At 62.0% G+C, this 26,457-nt stretch carries 26 protein-coding genes; 16 read left to right on the plus strand and 10 right to left on the minus strand.

All coding sequences use genetic code 11. The features are described from left to right. Positions 1–59 precede the first annotated feature (59 nt). Together ACO1VH_RS13650 and ACO1VH_RS13655 are read right to left on the minus strand one after the other, a co-directional pair. On the minus strand, positions 60–701 hold the full coding sequence (locus ACO1VH_RS13650; RefSeq protein ID WP_486245011.1) for an NrsF family protein: 642 nt from the start codon (positions 699–701) through the stop codon (positions 60–62). Continuing rightward, entirely contained in the window at positions 698–1,282 is a 585-nt protein-coding gene (locus ACO1VH_RS13655) for a sigma-70 family RNA polymerase sigma factor (RefSeq protein WP_486245012.1), read from the minus strand. Before ACO1VH_RS13655 ends, ACO1VH_RS13650 begins: the two co-directional genes overlap by 4 nt. Before the next feature lie 124 nt (positions 1,283–1,406). On the opposite strand from ACO1VH_RS13655, the gene ACO1VH_RS13660 reads away from it, so the two are divergent. From ACO1VH_RS13660 to ACO1VH_RS13675, 4 genes are all read left to right on the plus strand, one after another. Next, positions 1,407–2,201, plus strand: a complete 795-nt coding sequence (locus ACO1VH_RS13660) for a DUF1223 domain-containing protein (RefSeq protein ID WP_486245013.1) — start codon at positions 1,407–1,409, stop codon at positions 2,199–2,201. Between the two features lie 11 nt (positions 2,202–2,212). Next, positions 2,213–2,806, plus strand: coding sequence for a cytochrome b/b6 domain-containing protein (locus ACO1VH_RS13665; protein WP_486245014.1), 594 nt, complete (start codon positions 2,213–2,215; stop codon positions 2,804–2,806). Positions 2,807–2,863: 57 nt separating this feature from the next. Further along, positions 2,864–3,595, plus strand: a complete 732-nt coding sequence (locus ACO1VH_RS13670) for a molybdopterin-dependent oxidoreductase (RefSeq protein ID WP_486245154.1) — start codon at positions 2,864–2,866, stop codon at positions 3,593–3,595. 83 nt (positions 3,596–3,678) lie between these two features. Continuing rightward, positions 3,679–3,972, plus strand: a complete 294-nt coding sequence (locus ACO1VH_RS13675) for a pentapeptide MXKDX repeat protein (protein ID WP_486245015.1) — start codon at positions 3,679–3,681, stop codon at positions 3,970–3,972. Between the two features lie 106 nt (positions 3,973–4,078). Here ACO1VH_RS13675 and ettA read toward each other — a convergent pair whose 3' ends face one another. Then, positions 4,079–5,746, minus strand: coding sequence for an energy-dependent translational throttle protein EttA (gene ettA, locus ACO1VH_RS13680; protein ID WP_486245016.1), 1,668 nt, complete (start codon positions 5,744–5,746; stop codon positions 4,079–4,081). 223 nt (positions 5,747–5,969) lie between these two features. On the opposite strand from ettA, the gene ACO1VH_RS13685 reads away from it, so the two are divergent. Continuing rightward, positions 5,970–7,847 (plus strand): potassium transporter Kup, encoded by a 1,878-nt coding sequence (locus tag ACO1VH_RS13685; RefSeq protein ID WP_486245017.1) that lies wholly within the window; start codon positions 5,970–5,972, stop codon positions 7,845–7,847. 42 nt (positions 7,848–7,889) lie between these two features. Here the strand turns inward: ACO1VH_RS13685 and rarD are convergent, their stop codons facing one another. Together rarD and ACO1VH_RS13695 are read right to left on the minus strand one after the other, a co-directional pair. Next, positions 7,890–8,789: an EamA family transporter RarD gene (rarD, locus tag ACO1VH_RS13690; RefSeq protein WP_486245018.1), complete on the minus strand. Its 900-nt coding sequence runs from the start codon at positions 8,787–8,789 to the stop codon at positions 7,890–7,892. A 168-nt stretch (positions 8,790–8,957) separates the two neighbouring features. Next, positions 8,958–10,028: a GGDEF domain-containing protein gene (locus ACO1VH_RS13695; RefSeq protein ID WP_486245019.1), complete on the minus strand. Its 1,071-nt coding sequence runs from the start codon at positions 10,026–10,028 to the stop codon at positions 8,958–8,960. A 388-nt stretch (positions 10,029–10,416) separates the two neighbouring features. Between ACO1VH_RS13695 and ACO1VH_RS13700 the strand changes: the two genes are divergently transcribed. Further along, on the plus strand, positions 10,417–10,623 hold the full coding sequence (locus ACO1VH_RS13700; protein WP_486245020.1) for a heavy-metal-associated domain-containing protein: 207 nt from the start codon (positions 10,417–10,419) through the stop codon (positions 10,621–10,623). Positions 10,624–10,726: 103 nt separating this feature from the next. Here the strand turns inward: ACO1VH_RS13700 and cueR are convergent, their stop codons facing one another. The 4 genes from cueR to ACO1VH_RS13720 form a co-directional block, all read right to left on the minus strand. Continuing rightward, positions 10,727–11,152 (minus strand): Cu(I)-responsive transcriptional regulator, encoded by a 426-nt coding sequence (gene cueR / locus ACO1VH_RS13705; RefSeq protein ID WP_486245021.1) that lies wholly within the window; start codon positions 11,150–11,152, stop codon positions 10,727–10,729. After that, a complete protein-coding gene (locus ACO1VH_RS13710) occupies positions 11,149–13,644 on the minus strand; it encodes a heavy metal translocating P-type ATPase (RefSeq protein ID WP_486245022.1) in 2,496 nt (831 codons plus the stop codon). The genes cueR and ACO1VH_RS13710 overlap by 4 nt, the downstream gene beginning before the upstream one ends. 132 nt (positions 13,645–13,776) lie before the next feature. Beyond that, a complete protein-coding gene (locus ACO1VH_RS13715) occupies positions 13,777–14,190 on the minus strand; it encodes a c-type cytochrome (protein ID WP_486245023.1) in 414 nt (137 codons plus the stop codon). Continuing rightward, positions 14,187–14,726 (minus strand): c-type cytochrome, encoded by a 540-nt coding sequence (locus tag ACO1VH_RS13720; RefSeq protein WP_486245024.1) that lies wholly within the window; start codon positions 14,724–14,726, stop codon positions 14,187–14,189. Before ACO1VH_RS13720 ends, ACO1VH_RS13715 begins: the two co-directional genes overlap by 4 nt. 188 nt (positions 14,727–14,914) lie before the next feature. On the opposite strand from ACO1VH_RS13720, the gene ACO1VH_RS13725 reads away from it, so the two are divergent. From ACO1VH_RS13725 to ACO1VH_RS13740, 4 genes are read left to right on the plus strand one after another with little or no spacing between them, the layout of a single operon-like run. Further along, positions 14,915–15,304: a c-type cytochrome gene (locus ACO1VH_RS13725; RefSeq protein ID WP_486245025.1), complete on the plus strand. Its 390-nt coding sequence runs from the start codon at positions 14,915–14,917 to the stop codon at positions 15,302–15,304. Between the two features lie 50 nt (positions 15,305–15,354). Continuing rightward, a complete protein-coding gene (locus ACO1VH_RS13730; protein WP_486245026.1) occupies positions 15,355–16,389 on the plus strand; it encodes a cytochrome c oxidase subunit II in 1,035 nt (344 codons plus the stop codon). Next, on the plus strand, positions 16,386–18,935 hold the full coding sequence (ctaD, locus tag ACO1VH_RS13735) for a cytochrome c oxidase subunit I (protein WP_486245027.1): 2,550 nt from the start codon (positions 16,386–16,388) through the stop codon (positions 18,933–18,935). Before ACO1VH_RS13730 ends, ctaD begins: the two co-directional genes overlap by 4 nt. A gap of 18 nt (positions 18,936–18,953) precedes the next feature. Next, positions 18,954–19,319 carry a hypothetical protein gene (locus tag ACO1VH_RS13740; RefSeq protein ID WP_486245028.1) on the plus strand — a complete coding sequence of 122 codons (366 nt, stop codon included), beginning with the start codon at positions 18,954–18,956 and terminating at the stop codon, positions 19,317–19,319. Positions 19,320–19,321: 2 nt separating this feature from the next. Here ACO1VH_RS13740 and ACO1VH_RS13745 read toward each other — a convergent pair whose 3' ends face one another. After that, positions 19,322–19,675 carry a CzcE family metal-binding protein gene (locus tag ACO1VH_RS13745; RefSeq protein ID WP_486245029.1) on the minus strand — a complete coding sequence of 118 codons (354 nt, stop codon included), beginning with the start codon at positions 19,673–19,675 and terminating at the stop codon, positions 19,322–19,324. Between the two features lie 204 nt (positions 19,676–19,879). On the opposite strand from ACO1VH_RS13745, the gene ACO1VH_RS13750 reads away from it, so the two are divergent. The 6 genes from ACO1VH_RS13750 to ACO1VH_RS13775 all read left to right on the plus strand — a co-directional run bounded on the left by ACO1VH_RS13750 (position 19,880) and on the right by ACO1VH_RS13775 (position 26,454). After that, a complete protein-coding gene (locus ACO1VH_RS13750; RefSeq protein WP_486245030.1) occupies positions 19,880–21,478 on the plus strand; it encodes an ABC transporter substrate-binding protein in 1,599 nt (532 codons plus the stop codon). Then, complete coding sequence (locus tag ACO1VH_RS13755) at positions 21,475–22,452, plus strand: ABC transporter permease (protein ID WP_486245031.1); 978 nt, start codon at positions 21,475–21,477, stop codon at positions 22,450–22,452. Before ACO1VH_RS13750 ends, ACO1VH_RS13755 begins: the two co-directional genes overlap by 4 nt. 1 nt (position 22,453) lies before the next feature. After that, complete coding sequence (locus ACO1VH_RS13760; RefSeq protein WP_486245032.1) at positions 22,454–23,422, plus strand: ABC transporter permease; 969 nt, start codon at positions 22,454–22,456, stop codon at positions 23,420–23,422. Continuing rightward, positions 23,419–24,414 carry an ABC transporter ATP-binding protein gene (locus ACO1VH_RS13765; RefSeq protein ID WP_486245033.1) on the plus strand — a complete coding sequence of 332 codons (996 nt, stop codon included), beginning with the start codon at positions 23,419–23,421 and terminating at the stop codon, positions 24,412–24,414. Before ACO1VH_RS13760 ends, ACO1VH_RS13765 begins: the two co-directional genes overlap by 4 nt. After that, the gene (locus tag ACO1VH_RS13770; RefSeq protein WP_486245034.1) at positions 24,407–25,426 is read left to right on the plus strand and encodes an ABC transporter ATP-binding protein; all 1,020 of its coding nucleotides are present in this window, start codon (positions 24,407–24,409) and stop codon (positions 25,424–25,426) included. The genes ACO1VH_RS13765 and ACO1VH_RS13770 overlap by 8 nt, the downstream gene beginning before the upstream one ends. 188 nt (positions 25,427–25,614) lie before the next feature. Next, positions 25,615–26,454 carry a DUF3014 domain-containing protein gene (locus tag ACO1VH_RS13775; protein WP_486245035.1) on the plus strand — a complete coding sequence of 280 codons (840 nt, stop codon included), beginning with the start codon at positions 25,615–25,617 and terminating at the stop codon, positions 26,452–26,454. The last annotated feature ends 3 nt before the right edge of the window (positions 26,455–26,457 follow it).

Genomic DNA, 26,457 nt, shown 5'->3' on the forward strand with positions numbered 1-26,457 from the left:
AGGCCATGCAATGCATGGCCTTTTTTACGATGATGCGCGATGAAGTGTCGCGAGAAAAATTACCAGCGCAGGATGCGCGGCCCGAGCGATGCGCCGAGGATGGTCGGAATCGCGACGCCGAGCACGTACCAGAAGCCGAGGAAGGGCGCGGCGGTCTCCGGGCAATGTATCGAGTAGACGACGGTGGCGGCCGTACCTGCAGCAAAGCCGGCACCGGCACCAGCCAGATGCAGGCGCGTCGGCGCCAGATGACGCATGATCTGCAGCACCGCGGCGAAGATCGGCAGCGACAGCAGGGTGATCAGCAGCGTGCAGTAACGCCAGGTATCGCCCCAGAACAGATGGCTGCGCTGGCCCGGTGTCGCATGCATCAGCGAAACGGCGGCGGCGATCCAGATCAGCAGCAACGGCGCAGCGATCAATGCCGGCAGGACAGTCGTGCGCGCGCCCGGCATCGACAGGCGTGCTGCCGCGACGCCGCCGGCGCTTGCCAGCGCGACGACGAACACGACCTTGATCCAGAATGCCGGCAGCGTTGCCAGCTCGTCCAGGTTGGGCCGCACGCCGAGCAGCGCTAGCATCAGCAGCACACTTGCCGCCAAACCGGCCGACACGAGCAGCAGGAAGCGGCGCACCGGAATTTTCGGTGCCGCGACGTCCGGCCCGCTGGCCAGCATGTTGATCAGGTCATCTGTCTTCATGATTCTTCATTCCGCAATTTTGCCGCCAGCGCCTTCAGGCCGCGATGCACGGCGACCTTGACCGACGCTTCGGAGATCTGCATCGCTGCCGCCGTTTCGCGCACCGACAAGCCGCCCACTTTCGTATGCAGGATGGCGGCGCGTTGCTGTTCGGGCAGCATGGCCAGCACTTTCTCCAGATCGCGTTTCGCTTCGCTGCCATCCGCTTCGGCAGTGGAGAACAGTTCGCTATCGTCTTCCAGCGGATCGTTCAATCCTTCATGCCGTGCATGGCGGCGCAGCCAGTCGATCAGCTTGTATCGCGCGATCGCATACATCCACGCGGTCAGCGGGGCGTCGCGGTCGTAGGTCATGCGCTGGTTATGCAACGCCAGCAGCGATTCCTGCACCAAGTCCTCGACCTCGTCCGGCCAGCGGCTCAGACGGCGACGCAGGAAAGCGCGCAAATGCGTTGCGCTTGCCTGCAGGAAATCGCGGTAGGCGGCTTCGTCCCCATCCATGCCAAGGAGCAGAAGGGACCGCAGCCGCTCTTCCGTCTGCGCAACGCCAGTCTTTCCCTCTCCTTCCGGTATACGGTGCATCGGTGCTTTCGGTTACACGTGAATGAAATAAAAACGCGGAAAAGTCGAAATTTTTTTACGGGGCATGTAACCCGTTCCGTTTTTCTTGCGAATTACCTTGCACATCATTCAACGGTAATCGCACATGAAACCAATCGCACTGATTGCCCTTGCCGGCGTCCTTGGCATGACAGGGACGCCATCGTATGCCGGGAACGCCTGCGAAGTCAAAAGCGGTTCCGCCACGGCCGCGCTGATCGAACTCTACACCAGCGAAGGCTGTTCCAGCTGCCCGCCGGCCGATCGCCAATTGAGCGAACTGAAGAACGATCTCGGCAAGGATGCAGCGATCGTGCCGTTGTCGATGCATGTCACGTACTGGGACGATATCGGCTGGAAGGATATCTTCGCGCAGAAGACATTCGACCGGCGTCAGAGCGATCTGGTCGCGGCGCGTCACAGCCGTGTCGTCTATACGCCGCAATTCTTTGTCAGCGGTAAAGAGCTGCGTGCATGGCGCGGCAATTTGCCGGAAACCATCCGGCAGATCAATGCGCTGCCGGCACCCGTCACGATCACGCTGAAGGCGACACCGACTGCGACCGCTTCGGTGACGCTCGATGCCGTCGTCAACGCGCGAGGCAGCACGGAGGTTGACGGCGATCTGTATGTCGCCATCAGCGAGGACAGCCTGGTATCAAAAGTGTCGCGCGGCGAAAACAGCGGTGCCACCTTGCACCACGACGGCACGGTGCGTCAGTGGTACGGCCCGATCCGTTTGTCGCAAGGACACGCACAGTTTCATCAAGACGTGACATTGCCGGCGGACTGGAAGCGCAACAATCTGCAGGCCGTCGCCTTCGTGCAGGCACCTGATCAAGGCCGCGTGTTGCAGGCTGTCAGCACTGCGCAATGTCAGCCGGCGACGCGGGGTTTGTGATGGAGGCCGCCATGCAATCGACGCGCACCATTCATCCGGCCTGGCTGCGCATCACGCACTGGCTCAATGCCGTTGCCGTCATCGTGCTGGTCACCAGCGGCTGGCGCATCTATAACGCGTCGCCGTTCTTCGATTTTCGTTTTCCTTCCGACATCACGCTCGGCGGCTGGCTGGGCGGCGCGCTGCAGTGGCATTTCGCCGCGATGTGGCTGCTGGTCGTCAACGGCGTGATCTATCTGGCGATCAATGTTTTCTCCGGTCGGATCAAGCGGCAGTTCTTTCCGCTGAAGCCGCGTCAGATCGTCGCTGACCTGATTGCCGCGTTGAAGGGAAAGCTGTCGCATGCCGATCCCCGCCACTACAACGCGGTGCAGCGCGCCGCCTATCTGTTCGTCATGCTCGACATCGTGACGGTCGTGCTGTCCGGACTCGTATTGTGGAAATCGGTGCAGTTCCCGCTGCTGCGCGAGCTGCTGGGCGGTTACGAAGCGGCGCGGCGCATTCACTTCTTCGCCATGTCCGGGCTGGTTGCATTCTTCGTTGTCCATGTCGCGATGGTGGCGCTGGTGCCGCGCACGCTGCTGGCGATGATTCGAGGCCGTTGAGAAGCAGGAGTCATCATGATCAAGAAGAAAATCAGCTATTCAAAAGACAGCGAACTGATGCTGGCCGATGCGATTCGGCGTGTTGCCGCACCGTCGCGTCGCACTTTTCTGCAGCGCACGATCACGCTCGGCGGTTTGGCGATGCTGACCGGCTGCTCGCTGGACGACGACAGCAGCATCGAATCTGCGCTCGGTCAGGTATCGCGATGGAACGATCGCGTGCAGGGCGCGCTGTTCGATCCGAACCGCTTGGCGCCGACCTATCCCGATTCGATGATCACGCGCCCGTTCCCGTTCAATGCTTTTTATGGCGAAGACGAAGTGCCGCAGATCGACGGCGACGAATGGCGGCTCGAACTGAGCGGCCTGATCGCCGACCGCACGCCATGGACGCTGCGCAAGCTGCGTGCGTTGCCGCAGACCGATCAGGTGACGCGTCATATCTGCGTCGAAGGCTGGAGCGCAATCGGCAAGTGGGGCGGCGTGCCGTTCGCGACCTTCCTGAAGCGCGTCGGTGCCGATCTGAATGCGAAATACGTCGGCTTCAAGTGCGCCGACGACTATTACACCAGCATCGACATGGCGACCGCGCTGCATCCGCAGACGCTGATGACGCTGACCTATGACGGCCAGACCTTGCCGGCGCAGTACGGCTATCCGATGAAGCTGCGGATGCCGACCAAGCTCGGCTACAAGAATCCCAAGCATATCCAGGCGATCTTCGTCACCAATGCCTACCCAGGCGGCTATTGGGAAGATCAGGGATACAACTGGTTCGGCGGCAGTTGAGCCATAAGCACGACTGTTCGCAAATTGAGCAGCACCCGCGTTACGACTTAAATTTTTTACTTACTTACCGAAGAGGAAACATCATGAAAAAACTTGCTACCGCCATTATTTCCGCAACGCTGCTGATGTCGACCGCTGCATTCGCTCAGGATGCGATGAAGAAGGATGAAATGTCGCACGATGGCATGGCCAAGGACGGCATGTCGCATGACGGCATGAAAAAAGATGGCATGAAGAAGGACCATATGTCCAAGGACGGCATGAAGAAAGATGCGATGAAGAAGGATCACATGTCGAAAGACGGTATGAAGAAAGGCGAAATGTCGCACGACGGTATGTCCAAAGACAGCATGGGTAAGGACGGCATGAGCAAGTGATGCATGCTGTCATGCACGGGTTGCTGCGTGCATGAACATGAAAAAGGGAGAGCGATCGGATGATCAGCTCTCCCTTTTTGTTGGCTGGCGCCTGTTGCGCCAGGCGTCAGGTCGTCAGCGGCTTGTAGCGGATGCGCTTCGGCTTCGCGCCTTCCTCGCCGAGGCGTTTCTTCTTGTCGGCTTCGTATTCCTGATAGTTGCCGTCGAAGAAGACGACCTGCGAATCGCCTTCGAACGCGAGGATGTGCGTCGCGATGCGGTCGAGGAACCAGCGATCGTGCGAGATCACCATCACGCTGCCGGCGAATTCGAGCAGTGCATCTTCCAGCGCGCGCAGGGTTTCGACGTCCAGATCGTTCGACGGTTCGTCCAGCAGCAGCACGTTGCCGCCCTTGAGCAGTGTCTTCGCCAGATGCAGGCGGCCGCGTTCGCCGCCGGACAGGTTGCCGACGATCTTCTGCTGGTCGCCGCCCTTGAAGTTGAAGCGGCCGAGATAGGCGCGCGACGGCATTTCGAAGCGGCCCACGCTCAGGATGTCGGCGCCGCCGGAAACGTCTTCGAACACAGTCTTGGTGTTGGCAAGATCGTCGCGCGACTGATCGACCAGCGAAATTTTCGCAGTTTGTCCGATGACGACTTCGCCGCTGTCCGGCTTGTCGAGGCCGGCGATCATCTTGAACAGTGTCGATTTACCGGCGCCGTTGGGGCCGATGATGCCGACGATGGCGCCCGGCGGCACGGTGAAGGAGACGTTGTCCATCAGCAGGCGGTCGCCGAAGGCTTTCGAGACGTTCTTGAACTCGATGACTTCGTTGCCCAGGCGTTCGGCCACGGGGATGAAAATCTCCTGCGTCTCGTTGCGCTTCTGGTATTCGTATTCGGAGAGTTCGTTGAAGCGGGCCAGCCGCGCCTTCGATTTGGCCTGGCGCGCCTTCGGATTCTGCCGCGCCCATTCCAGTTCCTTGGCGAGCGCTTTCTGGCGTGCCGATTCGGTGGCTTCTTCTTGTTTCAAACGCGCCTGCTTTTGATCAAGCCACGACGAGTAATTGCCTTTCCACGGAATGCCGCTGCCGCGATCGAGTTCCAGAATCCATTCGGCGGCGTTGTCGAGGAAGTAGCGATCGTGGGTAATACCGACCACGGTGCCGGGGAAGCGCAGCAGGAACTGCTCCAGCCATTCGACCGATTCGGCGTCCAGATGGTTGGTCGGCTCGTCGAGCAGCAGCATGTCGGGTTTGGAGAGCAGCAGCTTGCACAGCGCGACGCGGCGCTTCTCGCCGCCGGACAGCACGCCGATCTTGGCGTTCCACGGCGGCAGGCGCAGCGCATCGGCCGCCATTTCCAGCTGCAGGTTCAGGTTGCCGCCGTCGGATGCGGCGATGATCGCTTCCAGGCGCGCCTGCTCGGCGGCGAGCGCATCGAAGTCCGCATCTTCTTCTGCATAGGCGGCGTACACGGCGTCCAGCTTGGCTTGCGCTTCGAAGGCTTCGCCGAGGCCGGATTCGACTTCCTGGCGTACGGTCTTTTCCGGATCGAGCTGCGGTTCCTGCGGCAGGTAGCCGATGTTCAGGCCCGGCATCGGGCGCGCTTCGCCCTGGATGTCGGTGTCGATGCCGGCCATGATCTTCAGCAGTGTCGATTTGCCGGAGCCGTTCAGGCCCAGCACGCCGATTTTGGCGCCGGGGAAGAACGACAGCGAGATGTCCTTGAGGATCTGGCGCTTGGGCGGAACGATCTTGCCCACGCGGTTCATGGTGTATACGTAATTGGCCATTGCGATTGCACTGTTCGGTGGAAGAAAAACCGCACAAGGATACCCGATCGCACCATGGAAAACACGGCACGCGCATGGCAAGCGCATCTTTTTGCGTTTGTAAACCGCCAGCCGCGCTTTTCGACGCCGAAGCAACAGCCCTCCTGCACGAAAGCCGATTTCCTTGCATTATGGAAGCGCTTGGCCTATCGTGCGACGCACGGTCCTATCGAGAGAGCACTCTTTGGCTTCACAGGATAAAAAAAACAGTCTTGCTGCGCTGACACTGGCAGCAGTCGGTATCGTCTACGGCGACATCGGCACCAGCCCCCTCTATACGATGAAGGAAGTGTTCTCCAAGGAACACGGACTTCCGCTGACTCCGGAAAACCTGATCGGCGTCGTTTCGCTGATCGTCTGGGGCCTGATCATCATCGTTTCCCTCAAGTACGTCACGCTGGTCCTGCGCGCGAACAACCGCGGCGAAGGCGGCATCATGGCGCTGATGGCGCTGGCATTGTCATCGGTCGGCCGCCATTCGCGCTGGTATTTCCCGCTGATGGTGATGGGCCTGTTCGGCGCGACGCTGTTCTACGGTGACAGCGTCATCACGCCGGCGATCTCGGTGCTGTCGGCGGTGGAAGGTCTGAGCGTGGCGACTTCCGCTTTCGATCCTTATGTCGTGCCGCTGACGGTGGTCGTGCTCGGCGTGCTGTATTCGGTGCAGCAGCGCGGCACGGCCGGCATCGGCAAATGGTTCGGTCCGATCATGGTGGTGTGGTTCGCGGTGCTGGCGATCATGGGCATCGTCAACATCATTGCCGAGCCGGCTATTCTGGCTGCGCTCAATCCGCTGAACGCACTGCATTTCCTTGAGGGCAACAAGCTGCTGGCTTTCATTTCGCTGGGTGCGGTGGTGCTGGCCTTCACCGGTGCCGAGGCGCTGTATGCGGACATGGGCCACTTCGGTGCCAAGCCGATTCGTGCTGCATGGTTCATGGTGGTGTTTCCGTCGCTGGCGCTGAATTACCTGGGACAGGGCGCGCTGCTGCTGATGCATCCGGAGGCGGTCGACAATCCGTTCTATCAGCAACTGGGCGCGTGGAGCATCTATCCGCTGGTCGTGCTGGCGACGATGGCTGCAATCATCGCGTCGCAGGCGACAATCTCCGGCACCTTCTCGATGACCAAGCAGGCGATCGCGCTGGGTTTCCTGCCGCGCATGAAGATCGAGTTCACGTCGGCCAGCCACATGGGCCAGATCTACATTCCGGCCGTCAACTGGCTGCAGATGGCCGTCGTGATGATGGCGGTGATCGGCTTCAGTTCGTCGTCCAATCTGGCCGCAGCGTACGGTATCGCGGTGACGGCGACGATGACGGTGACGACGATGCTGACCTTCTTCGTTATCCGCTATCGCTGGAAATACAACCTGCTGCTGTGCATTGCCGCCACCGGCTTCTTCCTGACGATCGATCTCGGCTTCCTGTCGGCCAACATGCTCAAGCTGCTGCACGGCGGCTGGTTCCCGCTGCTGCTGGGTGCGATCCTGTTCACCGTGATGACGACATGGAAGCGCGGCCGCGAGCTGGTGTTCGAGAATCTGCAGCGGCATGCGATTCCGCTGGAGGATTTTCTTTCGTCGCTGTTCGTCGCGCCGCCGACGCGCGTGCCGGGCACCGCGATTTTCCTGCGCGGCGAATCGGACGGCGTACCGCATGCGATGCTGCACAACCTGTCGCACAACAAGGTACTGCACGAGCGCGTCGTGTTCCTGACGGTGCACATGAAGGAAGTGCCGTACGTGCCGGTGGAAGAGGAAGTGCGCATTTCACCGCTGGGCGACGAGTGCTACCAGATGGATGTCTACTACGGCTTCAAGGATGTGCCGGACATTCCGCGTGCGCTGGCGCTGGCGGCGGAGCGCGGACTGGAATTCGAGATGATGGAAACCTCGTTTTTCATCGCGCGCCAGACCGTGGTCGCGCATCCGACGCGCGGCATGGCGATGTGGCGGGAACATATCTTCGTGACGATGTCGCGCCATGCGCGTGGCGCGGCCGACTATTACCAGATTCCGTCGAACCGCGTGATCGAGTTGGGAACCAAGGTGGAAATCTGACGATAGTGATGTCATGAAAAAGGGCGGCCATGCCGCCCTTTTTCATTTCGCCGGAATGCTGCCGGATACCATTCGTGCGCGGCGATAGCTGTGCAAGCCATCCACCGAGTACAGGGCCAGTGCGATCCAGATGGCGGTAAAGCCGATCAGACGCGCACCGCCGAACGGCTCGTGATAGAGCCAGATGCCGGCGAGCAGTTGCAGCGACGGCGTGATGTACTGCATCAGCCCCATCGTCGACAGTGGCACCAGTCGTGCCGCTGCGCCGAACAGCAGCAGCGGAATGGCAGTGATGGGGCCGGCTGCCACCATCAGCCATTGCGTGCGGGTGGATGCCTCCGCAAAACCGTGCGCGCCTTGTGCAGTCATCACCAGCAGCGACACGGCTGCCACCGGAAACAGCAGCAGCGTTTCCAGCGACAGGCCTTCCAGCGTGCCGAGCGAAGCCGTCTTGCGCAACAGGCCGTACATGCCGAACGTGATGCCCAGCAGCAGGCTGATCCATGGCGGATGGCCGTTCTGCCAGGTCAGCCACAGCACGCCGAGCGCGGCCATGCCGACAGCCATCCACTGCAGGCGGCGCAAGCGTTCGCCGAGAATGGCGGCGCCGAGCAGCACGTTTACCAGCGGGGTCATGAAATAGCCGAGGCTGGCCTCCACCACGCGGTCGTGGTTGACCGACCAGATATAGAGGAACCAGTTGCTCGACAACAGGAACGCGCTGGCGGTGAAGCCTGCCAGCACTCTGGGTTGCCGCAACACCGGCCGTAGCCAGGCCCATTGCCGACGTACGGCCAGCACGACGAAAAGAAAGACCAGAGCCCAGACCATCCTGTAGAGCAGCACTTCAAGCGGCGGGATTTCCTGCAGCGACTTGAAATAGATGGGGAACATGCCCCAAGTCACATAGGCGAAAAGGGCGTAAAGAATGCCGGGATTCATGGCGGCGGCTCGATCGATGCGGCAACAAGGGCCCGCCATCGGGATGGCAGGAAACGAAGGCTGCCGATTATCCTCCCAATCGCAAAAGCTTGCCGGCTGTAGTCGACGTTGGAAAGGAGCGGCCCGCGGCCGATGAAGAAGGAAGGTGTGCTGCGATTTGCCCGGCGCTCAGGCCGACGGTTCGTCGAAGAAGAACTCGACCGATTCGGCCGGTCCGCTATCGACCTTGATGATGCCTTGTTCACGCAGATCGTCGTAGTAGCAGACGCGATTGCGGCCGCTTTCCTTCGCGTGGTACAGCGCCTGGTCGGCATGGCCGAGGATGACGACCGGTGTCTCCTGCGTGATGGCCGCGAAGCCGACGCTGACGGTGATCGTGCCGACCTGCGGAAAGGTATGTTGTTCGACGTTGGTGCGGAAGCGGTCGAAGATCATGCGCGCTTCGTCCAGCGTGGTCGAGCGCAGCAGGATCACGAATTCCTCGCCGCCGAAACGGAACACGCGATCCTGCGAGCGGAACGACGTGCGCAGGATGTTGGCGACCAGGATCAGTACTTCGTCGCCGTACAGATGACCGAAGCGGTCGTTGACGCGCTTGAAGTGATCGATGTCGACGACGGCCAGCCATTGCGATGTCGCATGATGATGGCGGCGGTCGTTGCTGTTCGCCGGTTCGGGTGTACGGCTGCTGATCATGCGCGCGAACTTCTCGTCGAAGGTCTTGCGGTTCAGCAGGCCGGTCAGCGAATCGCGTTCGCTGTAGTCAAGCAGGCTCTGGTAATTGCGATAGACGCTGAGGATGCCTTCCATCACTTGCAGCATCTGCGGCGTGAAGGGATGCGCGTTGACGATTTCGAGGCAGGTCGAGACCTTGTCGTTTTGCCAGACCGGTACCCACAGTGCATGGCTGCCGTCGTCGCGGGTTTCTTCCACGCGGTTGTGGCGCTGCGCAATGCAGTTGACCAGTGCGGGAAACCGGACGATGGGCTCGCACGGCTGGTCGGCAGGCGAGCTTTCCTCATCGAGGATATGTACCTTGCCGTCTTCGATCCATACGCGCGGGCGCACCAGCAGATCGCCGTGCGACTGGAACAGTTCCAGCACGCGCGCCTGGCCGACGCCGATCATGTTGAGCAGCGCGCTCATCGTCGAAATATCCAGCAGATCGTGATCGCGATGGCCGGTGATTTCCACCAGATGTCCCAGCAGGGATTCCATCTTCAGCGGTGCATGATCCATCAAACAGCCTCCCGGGCGAAGTCGTCGATCGAACGGGAAAACTGAATCCTGTGAGGCATGTTCCTATGAGGCACACACGGCATCGGGGGGAAATTCAGGCAACGATCAGACGAAACGGTCAAGCGATATGAGCGAATTGATTCTTATTGATTTGTAACCATCTTATATGAAGTGATCACGACAAATTCGCACGAAATGATGATGGAAACCATATTTAACGTTTCCAATCTGGGATCGGGCACAATTGGTGCGATAGATGCAACGGTTGGCGGCAATGATCGATGGTAAGTAGCCGCAGCCACGGTGGGCACACAGCGGCAAGAAGCACTTGACCTTCCCCTTGTGGCAAGCCCTAAAGTGGCATCAGGCATACAACAAGGAGAGTGTGATGTACGAATTGCAAGTGGAAAAAATGAGTTGCGGTCATTGTGTCAATGCGGTGACGAAGGCGGTGCATGCAGTGGATGCGCAGGCTTCGGTCAACGTCGATCTGGCGCAGAAAAAGGTGAGCGTGCAATCGGGCGCGGCGCTGGACAAGATCAGCGCTGCAATCGTCGATGCCGGTTATCCGGTGACCGGCAGCAAGGCAGGGTGAGCAGGCGCGGCATTCTGCAGTAATGGAAAAGGCGAGCGGCATGGCCGGCTCGCTTTTTTTTCCGCTTTTTGCTAACGTCTTTGCTGGCGTCGATCGGTGACGATCAATGCTGGCAGCAGGCTGCGGCATTTGCGGCATCGGACGAGTCCGCCAGACCGCGCAGGATGGGGCAATCGGCACGCGCATCGCCGCTGCACGATTGCGCCAGATGTTGCAGCGTGTCGCGCATCTCGGTCAGTTCGGTGATGCGTTTCTCCAGTTCGCCGACGTGTTCCAAAGCAATCGCCTTGACGTCGGCGCTGGCGCGATGTTCGTCCTGCCACAGCGACAGCAGGTTGCGGATCTGGTCCAGCGAAAATCCCAGCGAGCGCGCGCGCTTGATGAAGCGCATGGTGTGCACGTCTTTCTCGCTATAGGTACGGTAGCCGGAAGCGGTGCGTGCTCCCGGCCGGATCAGATTGATGCTTTCGTAATGACGGATCATCTTGGCGGAGATGCCGGAAGCAGCGGAGGCTTGTCCGATGTTCATGCGTTTTCCTCCTTCATGTTGCGATTGATGTTGCGGTTCGTATTGCGGTTGGCACTGCGATCTGCCTTCCATCGTTTCAACAGCAGCGCGTTGCTGATCACGCTGACCGAGCTGAACGCCATTGCCGCGCCGGCGAACATCGGATTCAGCACGCCGAAGGCGGCCAGCGGAATGCCGATGACGTTGTAGATGAAGGCCCAGAACAAGTTCTGGCGAATCTTGTTGTACGTGCGGTGCGAGATGTCGATCGCATCGGCGACCAGCGCCGGATCGCCGCGCATCAGCGTGATGCCGGCTGCGTGCATCGCGACATCGGTGCCGGTGGACATCGCGATGCCGACGTCGGCTGCGGCCAGCGCCGGCGCGTCGTTGATGCCATCGCCGACCATTGCGACAACCTGGCCGCTGTTTTTCAGTTCGGTGATCTTGTCGGTCTTCTCGGCCGGCAGCACCTGCGCGATCACGCGGTCGATGCCGAGCGCACGGCCGACGGCATCGGCATTGCCCTGGTTGTCGCCGCTCAACAGCACGGTATCGATCCGTTGTGCATGCAGGCTGTCGATGGCGCGCGATGCGCTTTCCTTGATCGTGTCGCTGGCGGTGATGAAGCCGAGCAGTTGATGCGTCGGCATCGCCTGTGCGACCCAAGACAGGCTGCGGCCGCTGCGTTCCAGCTGTTGTGCCTTGGTGTTGGCGTCGCCGTCGAGCACAATGCCTTGTTCGCGCATCAGGCGAGAAGTGCCGAGCAGATATTGTTTGCCGTCTATCGTCGCGCGCAGGCCGAGGCCGGCCAGCGCCTGCACTGCGACGGCATCGCCGGGAACGATCTGCAGTTCGGCGGCGCGTTGCATGACGGCGAGGCCGAACGGATGTTCACTGCCACGCTGGATGGTAGCCGCCAGTTGCAGCAATTCATGTTCGGTGATGCCGATGGCCTGCACTTCGGCTACGCGTGCACGGCCTTCGGTCAGCGTGCCGGTCTTGTCGAACACGACGGTGGTGACGCGATGCATGGTTTCCAGCGCTTCGGCGTCCTTGATCAGGATGCCGTACTTCGCGGCCACGCCGGTGCCGGCCATGATGGCGGCTGGCGTGGCGAGGCCGAGCGCGCAAGGGCAGGCGATCACCAGCACGGTGACGGCGTTGATGATGGCGGTCTCGGCATCGGCGCCGGCGATCCACCAACCGATGAAGGTGAACAACGCAATGATCAGCACCACTGGCACGAAGACCGCGCTGACCTTGTCCACCAGTCGCTGGATCGGCGCTTTCGCAGATTGCGCGCTTTCCACCATGCGGATGATGCGCGCCAGGGTGGTTTCAGCGCCGATGGCTTCGGTGCGGACCAACAGCATGCCTTCGGCATTGATGGCTGCGCCCGTCACGTGGTCGCCTTCCTGCTTGACGACCGGCATGCTCTCGCCGGTGATCAGCGATTCGTCGACATGACTGCGGCCTTCGATGACGACGCCGTCGATCGCGATGCGTTCGCCCGGACGCACGACGACCAGATCGCCGACGCGTACGGCGTCGATCGGCACGTCGGCGTCGATGCCGTCGCGCCGCACGCGCGCCGAATCGGGGCGCAGTTTCTGCAATGCGCGGATGGCGGCGGCAGTCTGTTTCTTCGCACGTGCTTCCAGCCATTTGCCGAGCAGGATCAATGTAATGACGACGGCTGATGCCTCGAAATACAAGTGCGGCGTGTGTCCTGCATGCGCGGTCAGCAGCAGATAGATACTCAGGCCGTAGGCGGCGCTGGTGCCGAGCGCGACCAGCAGATCCATGTTGCCGGTGCCGGCCTTCACCGCATGCCAGCCGGCGCGATAGAAGCGCGCGCCCAGCCAGAACTGTACCGGCGTCGCCAGCAGCCATTGCACCCAGCCCGGCGGCATCCAGTGCACGCCGAACGGCTGCAGCAACATCGGCAGCACCAGTGGCGCGGACAACAGCGCGGCGTACAGCACCGGCAGCCAGTCGCGCGCGGGCGTGGATTCCTTCTCGGCCTGTTCTTGCGCGGCGGCCGGTAATGCAGCACCGTAGCCGGCTGCCTCGACGGCCGCGATCAGTGCAGACGGCGTAACACCGGTGCCGGCCTGCACGCGCGCCTGGTCGGTGGCGAGATTGACGCTGGCGTCGAACACGCCCGGCACCTTGCTTAAGGCCTTCTCGACACGGCCGGCGCAGGAAGCGCACGTCATGCCGGTGACGTCCAGCGACCATTCCTGCTGCGGTACGCCGTAGCCGGCTTTCTCGATCGCTTCCCTGATAGGGGCGTTGAGCGTGGCGGCATCGACACCGTCTGCCGTCTCGACGGCAACCGAATCGGTCGCCAGATTGACGCTGGCCTGGGCGACATCCGGCACGGCGGCAATCGCCTTTTCGACACGCGCCGCGCAGGAGGCGCAGGTCATGCCTTCGACGTCGAATTGCAGACGGCCGGCAGGCACGGAGGCGGCAGAATTGACGGAAGGAATCGGTTGCGTGGTCATGGCAGGCCTGTTCGGAAATGGAATGAAACCAGTGTCGACCTTGACATGATGGGAAGGTCAACCGCTTTTTTCAAGGGGAAACCGAAAAAACGAACAGGCCTGATTCATCGAGCATGGTAAGTAAGCATGCGCTCACTTCAGTGTTGCCAGATAGGCGGCAATGTCGCGCGCATGCGCTTCGGAAACGCCCATATCGGGCATGGCCGTCTGTGGATCGACGGCTTGCGGATTGCGTATCCACCGCACCAGATTGTCAGGCGTGTTCGGCAGGCTGCCGGCAAGCATGGCGCGTGATGCCAAGCCGTCCAGCGGCGGGCCGACGTGGACGTCGGAGCCGGTGATGCCGGGAATCACGTGGCAGGCTTGACAAGCGTACTGGGTCAGCGCGATGCGTCCCTTGGCGGGATCGCCATGCAACGCTGGCTGCAAGGCGCGTTCGTCGCAGCCGGCGAACAGCAGGCAGACGCCGGCCAGCAGTGCGGGAACGGCGAGGCGCTGGATTGCATGCGGAATCTTGCGCATTGGGCGCACCATTGCAAATTTCATGGCTGCTCCTGTGCTGCCGTCGTCGCGTATTGCGCCGGCGTCAATTGTGGCAGCCGCTGCATGAAGGCGACGATTTCCCACAGCTGCTCATCCTGCATCCGGTATTCCCACGCCGGCATACCACTCATCTTGATACCGTGGCGGGCGATCCAGTACAACTCGTTCGGTTTCCATTTGTCGATTGCATCGACCAGCGGCCCGGGCACCGGCTGCATGCTCATGCCGATGCCGTCCGGCGCGACGCCCGGTGCACCGTGGCATTGCACGCAGTGCGCGCGATAGAGGCGGCCGCCGCGCGCGATCATCGCGTCGTCGGCGAGATTCGGCACGGTGATGTCGCGCGCATGGAAGCGCACCGAATGATGCATGCCCTGTTCCAGCAGCGAATAGACCGGCTGCAGATGCTGCGACGTCGCGGCAACGCTGTACAACCCGCTGCGCAGAAAGAGGTAGCCGCCGACGAGCGCGCAGACGGCAAGCACGCCCAGGGTGGCGAGAACGGTCAGGACGACGAGTCGGGATGGCTGAAGACGCATGGCGACACCGTAAAAAGCGGAGAAGCTGTCGTTTGTCAGGCACAAGCATGGTGGCAAAGTTCACGCGGCAATGTGCGCTGGCGCACAGCCGCGGCGATGTGGCGCGATCCATACTGCGGGCACGCCGGAGGCGTTGTGCGCCGGCCGCGCGTTGCGTGCGCGCAATGTGCCGTCAGCAAGGGACAGCCATGCATGCCAACCAAGCCGCCACATTCCGGCTGCGCTGCTGCGTCATTGCGCTTGCCGCTGCAGCGACGGCCGGTTGCGATAGCCAACTGGCCGACGATGTTGCCGCCGGCGTCAGCATCGAGCGCGGCAAGCTGCTGCTGGATCAATACCAGTGTGGCAGCTGTCATGCGATTCCCGGCATCCCGGCCGCCCGCGGCACGGCCGGCCCGCCGCTTGAAGGTTTCGGCCGCCGCAGCTACATCGCCGGCCACATTCCCAACCGACCCGACCTGCTGGCGAAATGGATTGCCGATCCGCACGCGATGATTTCCACCACCACGATGCCGGCAATGGGCGTATCGCCCGGCGATGCGCGCGACATGGCGGCCTATCTGCATACGCTGAAATGACGGCACGACGGACGGCATCAGCATTACGCGCAGGCACGAGGCCAATCGCCATGGCGATGTTTGTGCTGTCGCTTGCCGGATGCGCGGAGGCGCCGCTGCAATCCGCACTGCATCCTTCCGGCAACGATGCAGTCGTCATTGCGCGGATGACGTGGTGGCTGGTCGGCGGTGCGGCGATCATCTTCGTCGGCGTCATGGCACTGGCGGTGTTGAGCTTGCGCGACGGCAGGAAGCCGGTGCGTCCGGCCGTGTGGCTGCTCGGCGCCGGCGTAGCGTTTCCGGTGACGGTGCTGTCGGCATTGCTGGTCTACAGCCTGGTGCGCAGCCAGCAGCTGCTGGCGCCGATGTCGCAGGATGCGTTGGTTGTGTCCGTCACGGCAAGAATGTGGTGGTGGGAAGTGCGCTACCGCGATCCGACCACCGGTCGTACCGTTATAAGAAATGGCGTCAATAACAGCGCCAGCAATAACGCCAACAGCATCGCCGACGATGTCGTGACGGCCAACGAAATCCGCCTGCCCGCGCATCGCGACATTTACTTCGCATTGACCAGCGACGACGTCATCCACAGCTTCTGGGTGCCGCCGCTCGCCGGCAAGGTGGACATGCTGCCGGGGCGTATCACGCGCTTGCGCGTGCGCACCGGCGAACCCGGCGTGTTGCGCGGGCAGTGTGCCGAATACTGCGGCGAGCAGCATGCGCGCATGGCCTTGCACGTGATCGTCGAGGAAGCGGGCCGTTTCGATGCATGGCTGAAGAACCAGGCGCAGCCGGCCCGTGCGTCGGAGAATGCCCTGCAGCAGCGCGGCCGTGCGCTATTCACGGAGCGACGTTGCAGCGCCTGCCACACGATACGCGGCGTGGCGGAACAAACGGCTGGCGGCGCGGCGCTGGGGCCGGACCTGACGCACGTCGGCAGCCGCCTGTATCTGGGTGCCGGCACCTTGCGCAACGACGGCGACGCCATGCGCGACTGGATCGCCGACGTGCAGCGCATCAAGCATGGCGCGCGCATGCCGGCGTTTCACGATCTCGACGACGACAGCCTGCACGCGCTGTCGGCTTATCTGGAGCAGCTGCAATGACGGACGACGTGCGCATTGTGCAAGATTCACTGCCGAACTCGCTGCCGCGTCCGGCGCATGAGCTGCCGCACCTGAAAGCCCTGTGGCGCACGCCGCCCGGCTGGCGCTTCTTCAGCTCGGTCAACAACATCAACATCGGCCTGCTGTACATCGGCACCGCGCTGCTGTTCTTCGTGCTGGCCGGGATTCTCGCGCTGCTGATGCGCGCGCAACTGGCCGTGCCGGGCAACACGCTGTTCGATGCCGGCACCTACAACCAGCTGTTCACGATGCACGGTACGGTGATGATGTTTCTGTTCGCGATTCCGGTAGTGGAGGCGATCGCCGTATTCCTGCTGCCGGGCATGCTGGGTGCGCGCGATCTGCCGTTCCCGCGCCTGTCCGCCTATGCGTACTGGGCCTACGCGATCGGCGGGCTGGCCTTCTTCTGCACGCTGCTCCTCGGTGTCGCGCCGGATGGCGGCTGGTTCATGTATCCGCCGCTGACGAGCAAGGAATATTCGCCCGGCGTCAACGCCGATTTCTGGCTGCTCGGCATCGGCTTCATCGAGATATCCGCGATCGCCGGTGCGATCGAACTGATCATCGGCATCCTGTTTACGCGCGCGCCCGGCATGAGTCTCGGCAAGATGCCGATCTATGCGTGGACCATGCTGGTGGTCGCCTTCATGATCGTGTTTGCCTTCCCTGCCATCATCGCCGGCACGATGCTGCTGGAGCTGGAGCGTGCGTTCGACTGGCCGTTTTTCATCGCCGCGCGCGGCGGCGATCCCATCCTGTGGCAGCACTTGTTCTGGTTCTTCGGCCATCCGGAGGTCTACATCATCTTTTTGCCGGCGGCCGGCATGGTGTCGATGATGATTCCGACGATCGCGCAGACACCGCTGGTCGGCTACCGCACCATCGTCGTCGCGCTGCTCGGCGTCGGCGTCATCAGTTTCGCGCTGTGGGCGCATCACATGTTCACCGCCGGACTGGGGCCGATGGAACTGAGTTTCGTGTCGGCAGCCAGCATGGCGGTCGCGGTGCCGACGGCGATTCAGGTCTTCGCGTGGATCGCGACGCTGTGGCGCGGCCGCGTGCGCATGTCGACGCCGGCGCTGTTTCTGCTCGGCTTTCTGTTCATCTTCGTGCTCGGCGGCTTGACCGGCGTAATGGTCGCGGTGCTGCCGTTCGACTGGCAGGCGCATGACAGCTACTTCATCGTCGCGCATCTGCATTACGTGCTGATCGGCGGCATGGTGTTCCCGATGTTTGCTGCACTGTATTACTGGATGCCGCTGGTCAATGGCAACATGCTGTCGGAACGATGGGGGCGATGGATTTTCTGGCTGATGTTCGTCGGCTTCAATCTTGCATTCTTCCCGATGCATATCTCCGGCCTGCTCGGCATGCCGCGCCGCGTCTATACCTACGACGCCGGCCTGGGCTGGGAGATATGGAATCTGTTGTCAACGATCGGCGCTTTCGTACTGGCGGCCGGCATCGTGCTGTTCTTCATCGACCTGCTGCGGCTGGCGCGCCGGCCTGCACGCAACAACGACAATCCGTGGCATGCGGGCACGCTGGAATGGCTGTCGTCGGAAGACTATTCGTCGCGCAGCATCCCGCATGTGCATTCGCGCGAGCCGCTGTGGGAACAGCCCGGCCTGCGCGAGGAAGTCGAAGCGGGGCAGCACTGGCTGCCGGGTGCCGTCACCGGTCAGCGCGAGACGCTGATGACCAGCCCGGTACGCGCGCGGCCGATGTATGTGCAGATGCTGCCAGGCGACGGCTGGCTGCCGTTGATCGCGGCGGCCGGCACCGCGGGTTTCTTCCTGCTGTTGACGGTCGAGCAGGTCGTCGTTGCATTCATCTGCGGCATCGCCGCGATCGCCGCCGTCATGCGCTGGCTGTGGGAAATCGACCGCAAGCCGCCGTCGGCCATCGTGCGAATCGCCGACGACATGCATCTGCCGGCAAGCGCATCGGGCAGGGCATCGCATGCATGGTGGGCAACCGTCATTATGCTGGTCGTCGATGCGACGATCTTTGCTGCGCTGGTCTTTGCCAACATCCATGTCTCGATGCTGCTGGACGTCTGTCCGCCGCCCGGCGCGCGCTTGCCTGAAACGGGTTGGCCGCTGGCAGCCTGCGCGCTGCTGCTGTGCGGATCGGTTGCTGTCGAGGGTGTGCGTCGCCATGTCCGACGCTTGTCGGAAGCAGAGCGCGTCGCTTTCCAGCCATGGTTCTGCGCGATCGTGCTGATTGCGATGCTGGCGGCAGGTGCGGCTTACGGACTGGATATCGCCGGCCAGATGCGCGCTGGTTTGACGCCGACCGGGCAGGCATGGAGCGCCACCGTGGCGGCTATGCTTGGCTATCAGGGGTTTCATGTGGCGATCCTGCTGCTGACCGCGGCTTACCTGCTGGTGCGCGCATGGGCCGGCCATCTGGCGGCATCCGGCCGCACGCTGGATAACGCCGCATTGATCTGGCATTACACGACGCTGCAGGGATGGACGATCGCCCTCGTCGTCAATCTGCTGCCGCAATGGATGGCATGAGGTGAAATGAGGTGAAGCATGCATGAAGACATGTCGAACAAGCGCATCGATGCTTTCCTGCGCTTGTCTTTCGATACTGCGGCGCCGTTGCTGCTGTGGCTGCTTTATTTTCTTGCGAGCTATGCCTTCGTCGCTGCCGGTTGCGATTCACGTTTGGGCAGAATGCAGTGGCTGGGTCTGCCGGCAATCGCACTGGTGCTGGCGCTCGCCAGCGGTGCGACGGCGATACTGTTCTTCCTGATGCTGGGCCGCGCCGTCATGCATTGGCGTGCCGCGCCGCCGACCTTGCTGTCCACCGCAAGGCTGGGCATTGCCGCGCTGGCGCTGCTCGGCTTCGCGTGGATGACCGTGCCGCAATGGATCATGCCGCTCTGTGCCGATTGAAATCAATCGCGAATGTATTTCGGATCCGGTGTCAGGTAGATCGTGACGCGATGATCGAGCAGTCCCGGTGGCGTCACGCGGTTCAGGTCGAACGAGACGATCTGCTGGGAGTTGTTGAACGCCCAGGTGAATGTCTTGCGGCCCGTCTTGCCTTCGACAATGAAGCGCACGATCTGTCCGCTCTCGATGTTGGCCCAGCGTGTTTCCGGCCGGATCACGACGACCTGCGTCGCCGCCGCGTCGTCGACCTGCTGGCCCAGCAAGTGCGTCGGCGGCAGTTCGCCCCAGCTTGCGCATGCAGAAAGCGAGATTGCCAGACACGCAGCCAGTGCGGTATTGCATGAAAAAAATCGCATGATGTTCTCCTTGCCGTCGATGCAGGACATTGCATTACGGAAAACGGCATTCCTGCGCTTACTTTAGCCGATGCATGGCAATCCTGCCGTGCGTTATGCGCTTTCCGTCCAAGCAAACTTGCAATCCGTCATTTACATTAACGGCATCGCTGCATACCATGCGAGTCTTTTCCGATCGAATCTTTCCGACGCAACGCCAGCACGATGCGCCTGCTTTCCACCCTGTTCCTGTCGATGGCACTGGCCGGCGCATGCTGCGCGCCGGCATCGGTGCGCGCAGCCAACCTGAAGATTGCGCTGGCGGCCGACGTCTCGTCGCTCGATCCGCACTATCTGAACATCGCGCCGAACGTGGCGTTTTCATCACATCTGTTCGATGCATTGGTCAATGTCGATGCCGATGGACATCTGGTGCCGGGGCTGGCTGTTTCATGGAAGCCGATCGATGCGACGACGTGGGAATTCAAGTTGCGCCGCGGCGTGAAATTCCATGATGGTTCGCCGTTCACGGCCGACGATGTGATTTTTTCGCTCGATCGTCCTGCCACGTTGACGCGCAGTCCCGGCCCGTTCACCAGTTACACGAAGCAGATCGTCGCCAAGCAGATCGTCGATCCGTACACGGTGCGTCTGAAGACGGCCACGCCCTACGGCCCGCTGGCGCTGGACATGAGCGCGATCTTCATCGTCTCGAAGAAGGCGGCGGAACACGCGACTACCGACGATTTCAACAGCGGCCGCGCGCTGGTCGGCACCGGGCCGCTGAAGTTCGTCAGTTTCCGTCGCGGCGAGCGCATCGTGCTGAAACGCAACGACGATTACTGGGGCGAGAAGGCGGAATGGGACAAGGTGACTTTCCGCATCGTCACCAGTGCCGCGCCGCGACTGGCTGCCTTGCTGGCTGGCGATGTCGACGTCATCGAAGCGGTGCCGACCGCCGATATCGCGCGATTGAAAACCGATCCGCGTTTCCGAATCGAACAGAAGATTTCGTGGCGCACGATTTTCTGGCATCTGGATCAGCGCGATCAACCGTCGCCGACCATCACCGACAAGACCGGTAAGCCGCTGGCCGTCAATCCGCTGCGCGATCCGCGCGTGCGTGCGGCGATCTCGATGGCGATTGATCGGCGCGCGCTGGTCGATCGTACGATGGAAGGGCAGGCGGTGCCGGCATCGAATATCGTCGCGCCCGGCATCCTCGGCTACAACGATGCATTGCCGGTCGAAAAATACGATCCGCAAGGTGCGAAGAAGCTGCTGGCCGAAGCCGGCTATCCGGACGGGTTTGCAATCACGCTGCACGGACCGAGCGACCGCTACATCAACGATCGCCAGATCGTGCAGACGGTCGCGCAATTCCTGAATCACGTCGGCATCCGCGCCAGTGTCGAGACGCTGCCGCTCTCGGTCTATTTCGGCAAGGCGCGCACCGGCGCATTCAGCATGTCGCTGCTCGGTTGGGGCACGCTGGCGGCCGATTTCGGCCTGCGCACCTTGCTCGGCACGCCAGATCCAGCGATCGGCTGGGGCTCGTGGAACTGGGGCAAGTACAGCAACCCGCAGATGGACAAACTGGTGCATGCGTCACTGGCGTCCGTCGACCAGAGCGCGCGCGATGCATATGCGCGGCAGGCGATGGCTGTCGCCTTGCGCGACCATGCGGTGATCCCGCTGCATTATCAGTACGCGACGTGGGCAATGCGAAAAGGGCTGCGCTACACTGCACGCACCGATGAATTCACCTTCGCGCATCAATTCCATACGGATGCGGCAGTGCAGAAAGCGAGCGCGCTGAAATGATAGCTTTCCTGCTGCGCAGACTGATACAGAGCATCGTCGTGCTGGTCGCGATGTCGCTGCTGGTCTTCATCGCGCTGCATGCGATCGGCAATCCGATCGACATTCTTCTCAGTCCCGACGCCGACCAGGCCGAACGCGCACGCACGATCGCCGCCTTCGGGCTCGACCAGCCGCTGTGGCAGCAGTACTTCTACTTTGCGAAGCAGGCGCTGCATGGCGATCTCGGCCGTTCGTTCTCGTTCGGCACGCCGGCGCTGCAGCTGATTGCGGAACGCCTTCCGGCGACGCTGGAACTGGCGATCGCCGCCATCCTGATTGCGATCGTGCTTGGCGTGCCGCTCGGCCTGTGGGCCGGCTTGCGGCCGCACGGCATTGCGGGAAAAAGCATCATGACCTTGTCCATCTTCGGCTTTTCGCTGCCGACGTTCTGGGTCGGCATGATGCTGATCATGCTGTTCGCCGTGCATCTGGGTTGGCTGCCGTCAGGCGGGCGCGGCGAGACGGCGTCGCTGTTTGGCGTGCAGGTCAGTTTCCTGACGTGGGATGGTTTGCGCCATCTGCTGCTGCCGGCCTTCAATCTCGCCTTGTTCAACATTGCGCTGGTGATCCGCCTGACGCGCGCCGGCGCGCAGGAAGCATTGCTGCAGGATTACGTGCGCTTCGCGCGCGCGAAGGGTTTGCGTCCGGCGCGCATCGTCGGCGTGCACGTGCTGAAGAACATCCTGATTCCGGTGATCACCGTCGTCGCGCTGCAGTTCGGTTCCATCATCGCGTTTGCCATCGTCACCGAATCGATCTTCGCGTGGCCGGGCATGGGCAAGCTGATCATCGACTCGGTGCGCGTGCTGGATAGGCCGGTGATCGTCGCCTACCTGATGCTGACGGCGATCCTGTTTGTCGCGATCAATCTCATTACCGATCTTCTGTACGCGGCGCTCGATCCGCGCGTGCGATTGACGGATGCGAAGGGCTGAGATGGAAGAGACGATCGCACAGCGTTTGCCCGAGACGCCGGAAGTACCTGAAACGCCTGAATCACCGCTTCAGCGTTTCCTGCGCAACTATCTCGCCAGCCGCATCGCGCTGTTCGGTTCGGTACTGCTGATCGTGATCGTGCTGGCTGCCGTTTTCGCGCCGTGGTTGGCGCCGCAGAATCCCTACGACCTGTCGCAGGTCGACATCCTCGATGCGCGCCTGCCGCCGGGCGCGCATGCATCGGCAAGCGTATCGACGAATGCATCGGTGAACATTGCGCATGGACCGAGAACCTATCTACTCGGCACCGACGAACAGGGCCGCGACATGTTGTCCGCCATCCTGTACGGCTTGCGCATCTCGGTGACGGTCGGCGTCGCCAGCACCGTCGTCGCGCTGGCGATCGGCCTCGCGCTTGGCCTGATCGCCGGCTATGCGGGTGGGCGCGTCGATGCCTTCATCATGCGTATCGCCGATCTGCAGCTGGCGTTTCCGCCGATTCTGGTTGCGCTGATTCTGCTCGCATTGATGGGGCCTGGCACAGGCAAGATCATCGTCGCGCTGATCGCCGTGCAATGGGCCTATTACGCGCGCACCGCACGCGGTGCAGCACTGGTCGAGCGACAGAAGGAATATATCGAGGCGGCGCGCGGCCTCGGCCTGTCGCCACTGCGCATCGCATTCCGCCATCTGCTGCCGAACTGTCTGCCGCCGGTAATCGCGATTGCCGCGCTGCAGATCGCGTCGGCGATTTCGCTGGAAGCGACATTGTCCTTCCTCGGTCTCGGCCTGCCGGTGACGGAACCGTCGCTGGGTCTGCTGATCGCCAACGGCTTTGAATATCTGCTGTCCGGCCGCTACTGGATCAGCCTGTTTCCCGGCATCGCGCTGGTCGTCACCGTAGTGGCGATCAACCTCGTAGCCGATCAATTGCGCGACGTGCTGAATCCGCGTCTGCAGACACAATGACGATCCATTCGACACAACCGGTCCTCGACGTGCGCCATCTGAGCACGCACATCGCCACGCGCGCCGGCACCGCGAAGGCGGTGGACGACGTGTCGTTCTCGGTACGGCCCGGCGAGATCATGGGGCTGGTCGGCGAATCCGGGTCCGGCAAGTCGATGACCGCATATTCGCTGATGCGGCTGCTCGATGCGCCGGCGAAGATCGTCGGCGGCAGCGTGCTGCTGAACGGACGCGATCTGCTGCAGGCATCGGAAGAAGAGATGCGGCAATTGCGCGGCAACGACATCGCGATGATCTTCCAGGACCCGATGATGACGCTGAATCCGGTGCTGCGCATCGATACACAGATGATCGAGGCGGTGCGTGCGCATGAAGACGTCAGCGTTACCGTCGCACGCGCACTGGCGCGCGAGACATTGGCGCGCGTCGGCATCGCGTCGCCGGACAAGCGGCTGCTCGCGTATCCGCACCAGTTCTCCGGTGGCATGCGCCAGCGCGTGGCGATCGCGATCGCATTGCTGAACAAGCCCGATCTGATCATCTGTGACGAGCCGACCACCGCGCTCGACGTGACGATACAGGGCCAGATCCTGCATGAGATGCAGACGCTGTGCCGCGAATCGGGCACGGCGCTGATCTGGATCACGCACGATCTGTCGGTCGTCGCCGGGCTGGCCGATACGGTGGCCGTGATGTACGCCGGTCGCATCGTCGAATCCGGCAGCGTACGCGACGTGCTGCAGGCGCCGCGCCATCCTTATACGCATGGACTGATCGCGTCGTCGCCGTCGAACAGCCGGCGCGGCGAACCGCTGAAGCAGATTCCGGGTGCGACGCCGTCGCTGCTGAATCTGCCGTCCGGCTGTGCCTTCCGTACGCGCTGCGATCGCGCGACCGAGATCTGCGCCACCGATCCGCCGTTCGAGACGATCGATGGCCACACATTGCGCTGCTTCCATCCGATCTTCGACGAAGGAGGCGCGTATGTCTGAACGCGTATTGCCCGACAACGAAACACCGCTGCTTGCGCTGCACGATGTCAGCAAGCGTTTCGTGAAACCGGCCGATGCGATCGACCGCGTCGCGCGCGTGTTCGGCGCAGGCAAGCCGGAAGAAGTTGTGCATGCGGTTGATCGCGTATCGCTCGATATCCGGCGCGGCGAAGTGGTCGGCCTGGTCGGCGAATCCGGCTGCGGCAAATCGACACTGGGGCGCATGGCGATCGGCCTGCACACGCTGTCGTCCGGCACGCGGCAGTGGAAGGGCGCGGACATCGATGCGATGCCCGCTTCGCAACAACGCAAACTGCGACTGGCGATGCAGATGATCTTTCAGGACCCGTATGCGTCGCTGAATCCGCGCTTGCGCGTGGACGACATCGTCGGCGAAGCACCGGTTACGCACGGCATCGTGCCGCGTGCGCAGCGCAATGCATACGTAGCCGAACTGCTGCAGCGCGTCGGCCTCGACGCGGCATTGGCGCGCCGCTTTCCGCACCAGTTCTCAGGCGGCCAGCGTTCGCGCATCGGCATTGCGCGTGCACTCGCGGTAAAGCCGGAACTGCTGGTTTGCGATGAAGCGGTGGCAGCGCTCGACGTTTCCATTCAGGCGCAGGTGCTGAATCTGTTCATGCGCCTGCGCGATGAGCTCGACCTGACCTATTTGTTCATCAGCCACGATCTCGGCGTCGTGCGTCACATCTCGGATCGCGTCGTCATCATGTATCTGGGCCGCATCGTCGAATCGGCGTCGGCCGACGAACTGTTTGCGCATCCGAATCATCCGTACACGATCGGTTTGCTGGCCTCGGCGCCGACGCTGAAAGTGAAGAAAATCGACTTCCGCGCAGTCGAAGGCGAAATGCCTTCGCCATTGCATCCGCCGTCGGGTTGTCATTTTCATCCGCGCTGTCCGCATGCGATGCCGCGCTGCAGAGTCGAGCAGCCGCTGCTGAGGGAAGTCGCACCGCAGCATTTTTCCGCCTGCCATCTGAACGACGGCTAGATGACTTTAACGGATGGCGCGATCTACCGTCTTGTTCGTTGATCTCGTCTCGTCATCCATCTTGTTAATCGGTCAAGTTGCGCATGCGGCGCAATCGGACGACAGTAAACAATTTGCATTGAAATGACTTTCCGTGCGGAACTTCGCATGCCGCGCGCACTCGCATACCGACAAGGAGGGTAGTCGCAATGAAGAAAGTAATCGGTTTGGTGGTCGTCGTCGCGCTGGCGGCGGCCGGTTATTTCTGGTGGCAGCACAATATGCGCGAGACGGTCGAGCCGTTGCCGCCGCCGGTCGCAGTCGAGCAACCGCCGGTCGTTGAAGCGCCGGCACCGGCGGTTCCGCAGCAGCCGCTGATCCAGCATCCGATCGAAGAAACACCGGTCGAACAACCGCTGCCGGCGATCGATGACAGCGATCGTCAGCTGGCGCAGGCGCTGCAGGCGTTGACGGGCAGCGAACTGTGGCGCTTCATCTTCCTGCCGGATCGCCTGGTTCGCCACATTGTCGCGACGGTCGACAACCTGCCGCGCCAAGAAGTCTCGACCAAAGTGTGGCCGGTGCGTCCTGCCGGTTCCTGGCTGCAGGTCGAGGGCAGTGGCGGCGATCTGCGTCTGTCGCCGTCGAATGCACAACGTTACGAGCGTTACGTGGAACTGGTGCAGCGTGTGGATACGGCGAAACTGGTCGGCGTCTACAAACAGTTCTATCCGTTGTTCCAGCGCGCATATGTCGAACTCGGCTACCCGGATGGTTATTTCAACGACAGGCTGGTGATGGCGATCGACGATCTGCTGGCAGCGCCTGAACTGGAAGAGCCGCCGCAACTGGTGCAGAACAAGGTGTTGTACCAGTACGCCGATCCCGATCTGGAAAGCCGCTCGGCCGGCCAGAAGATCATGATGCGCATCGGCGTGACGAACGAGCGCATCGTCAAGAAAAAGCTGCGTGCGTTGCGCGCGGCGGTGACGAACATGCCGCCGCAGCCGAAATCGTCGGAACTGGCACCGCCGCAAACGGTGCAATGAGGT

The sequence above is a fragment of the Oxalicibacterium sp. genome (genome assembly GCF_057353965.1).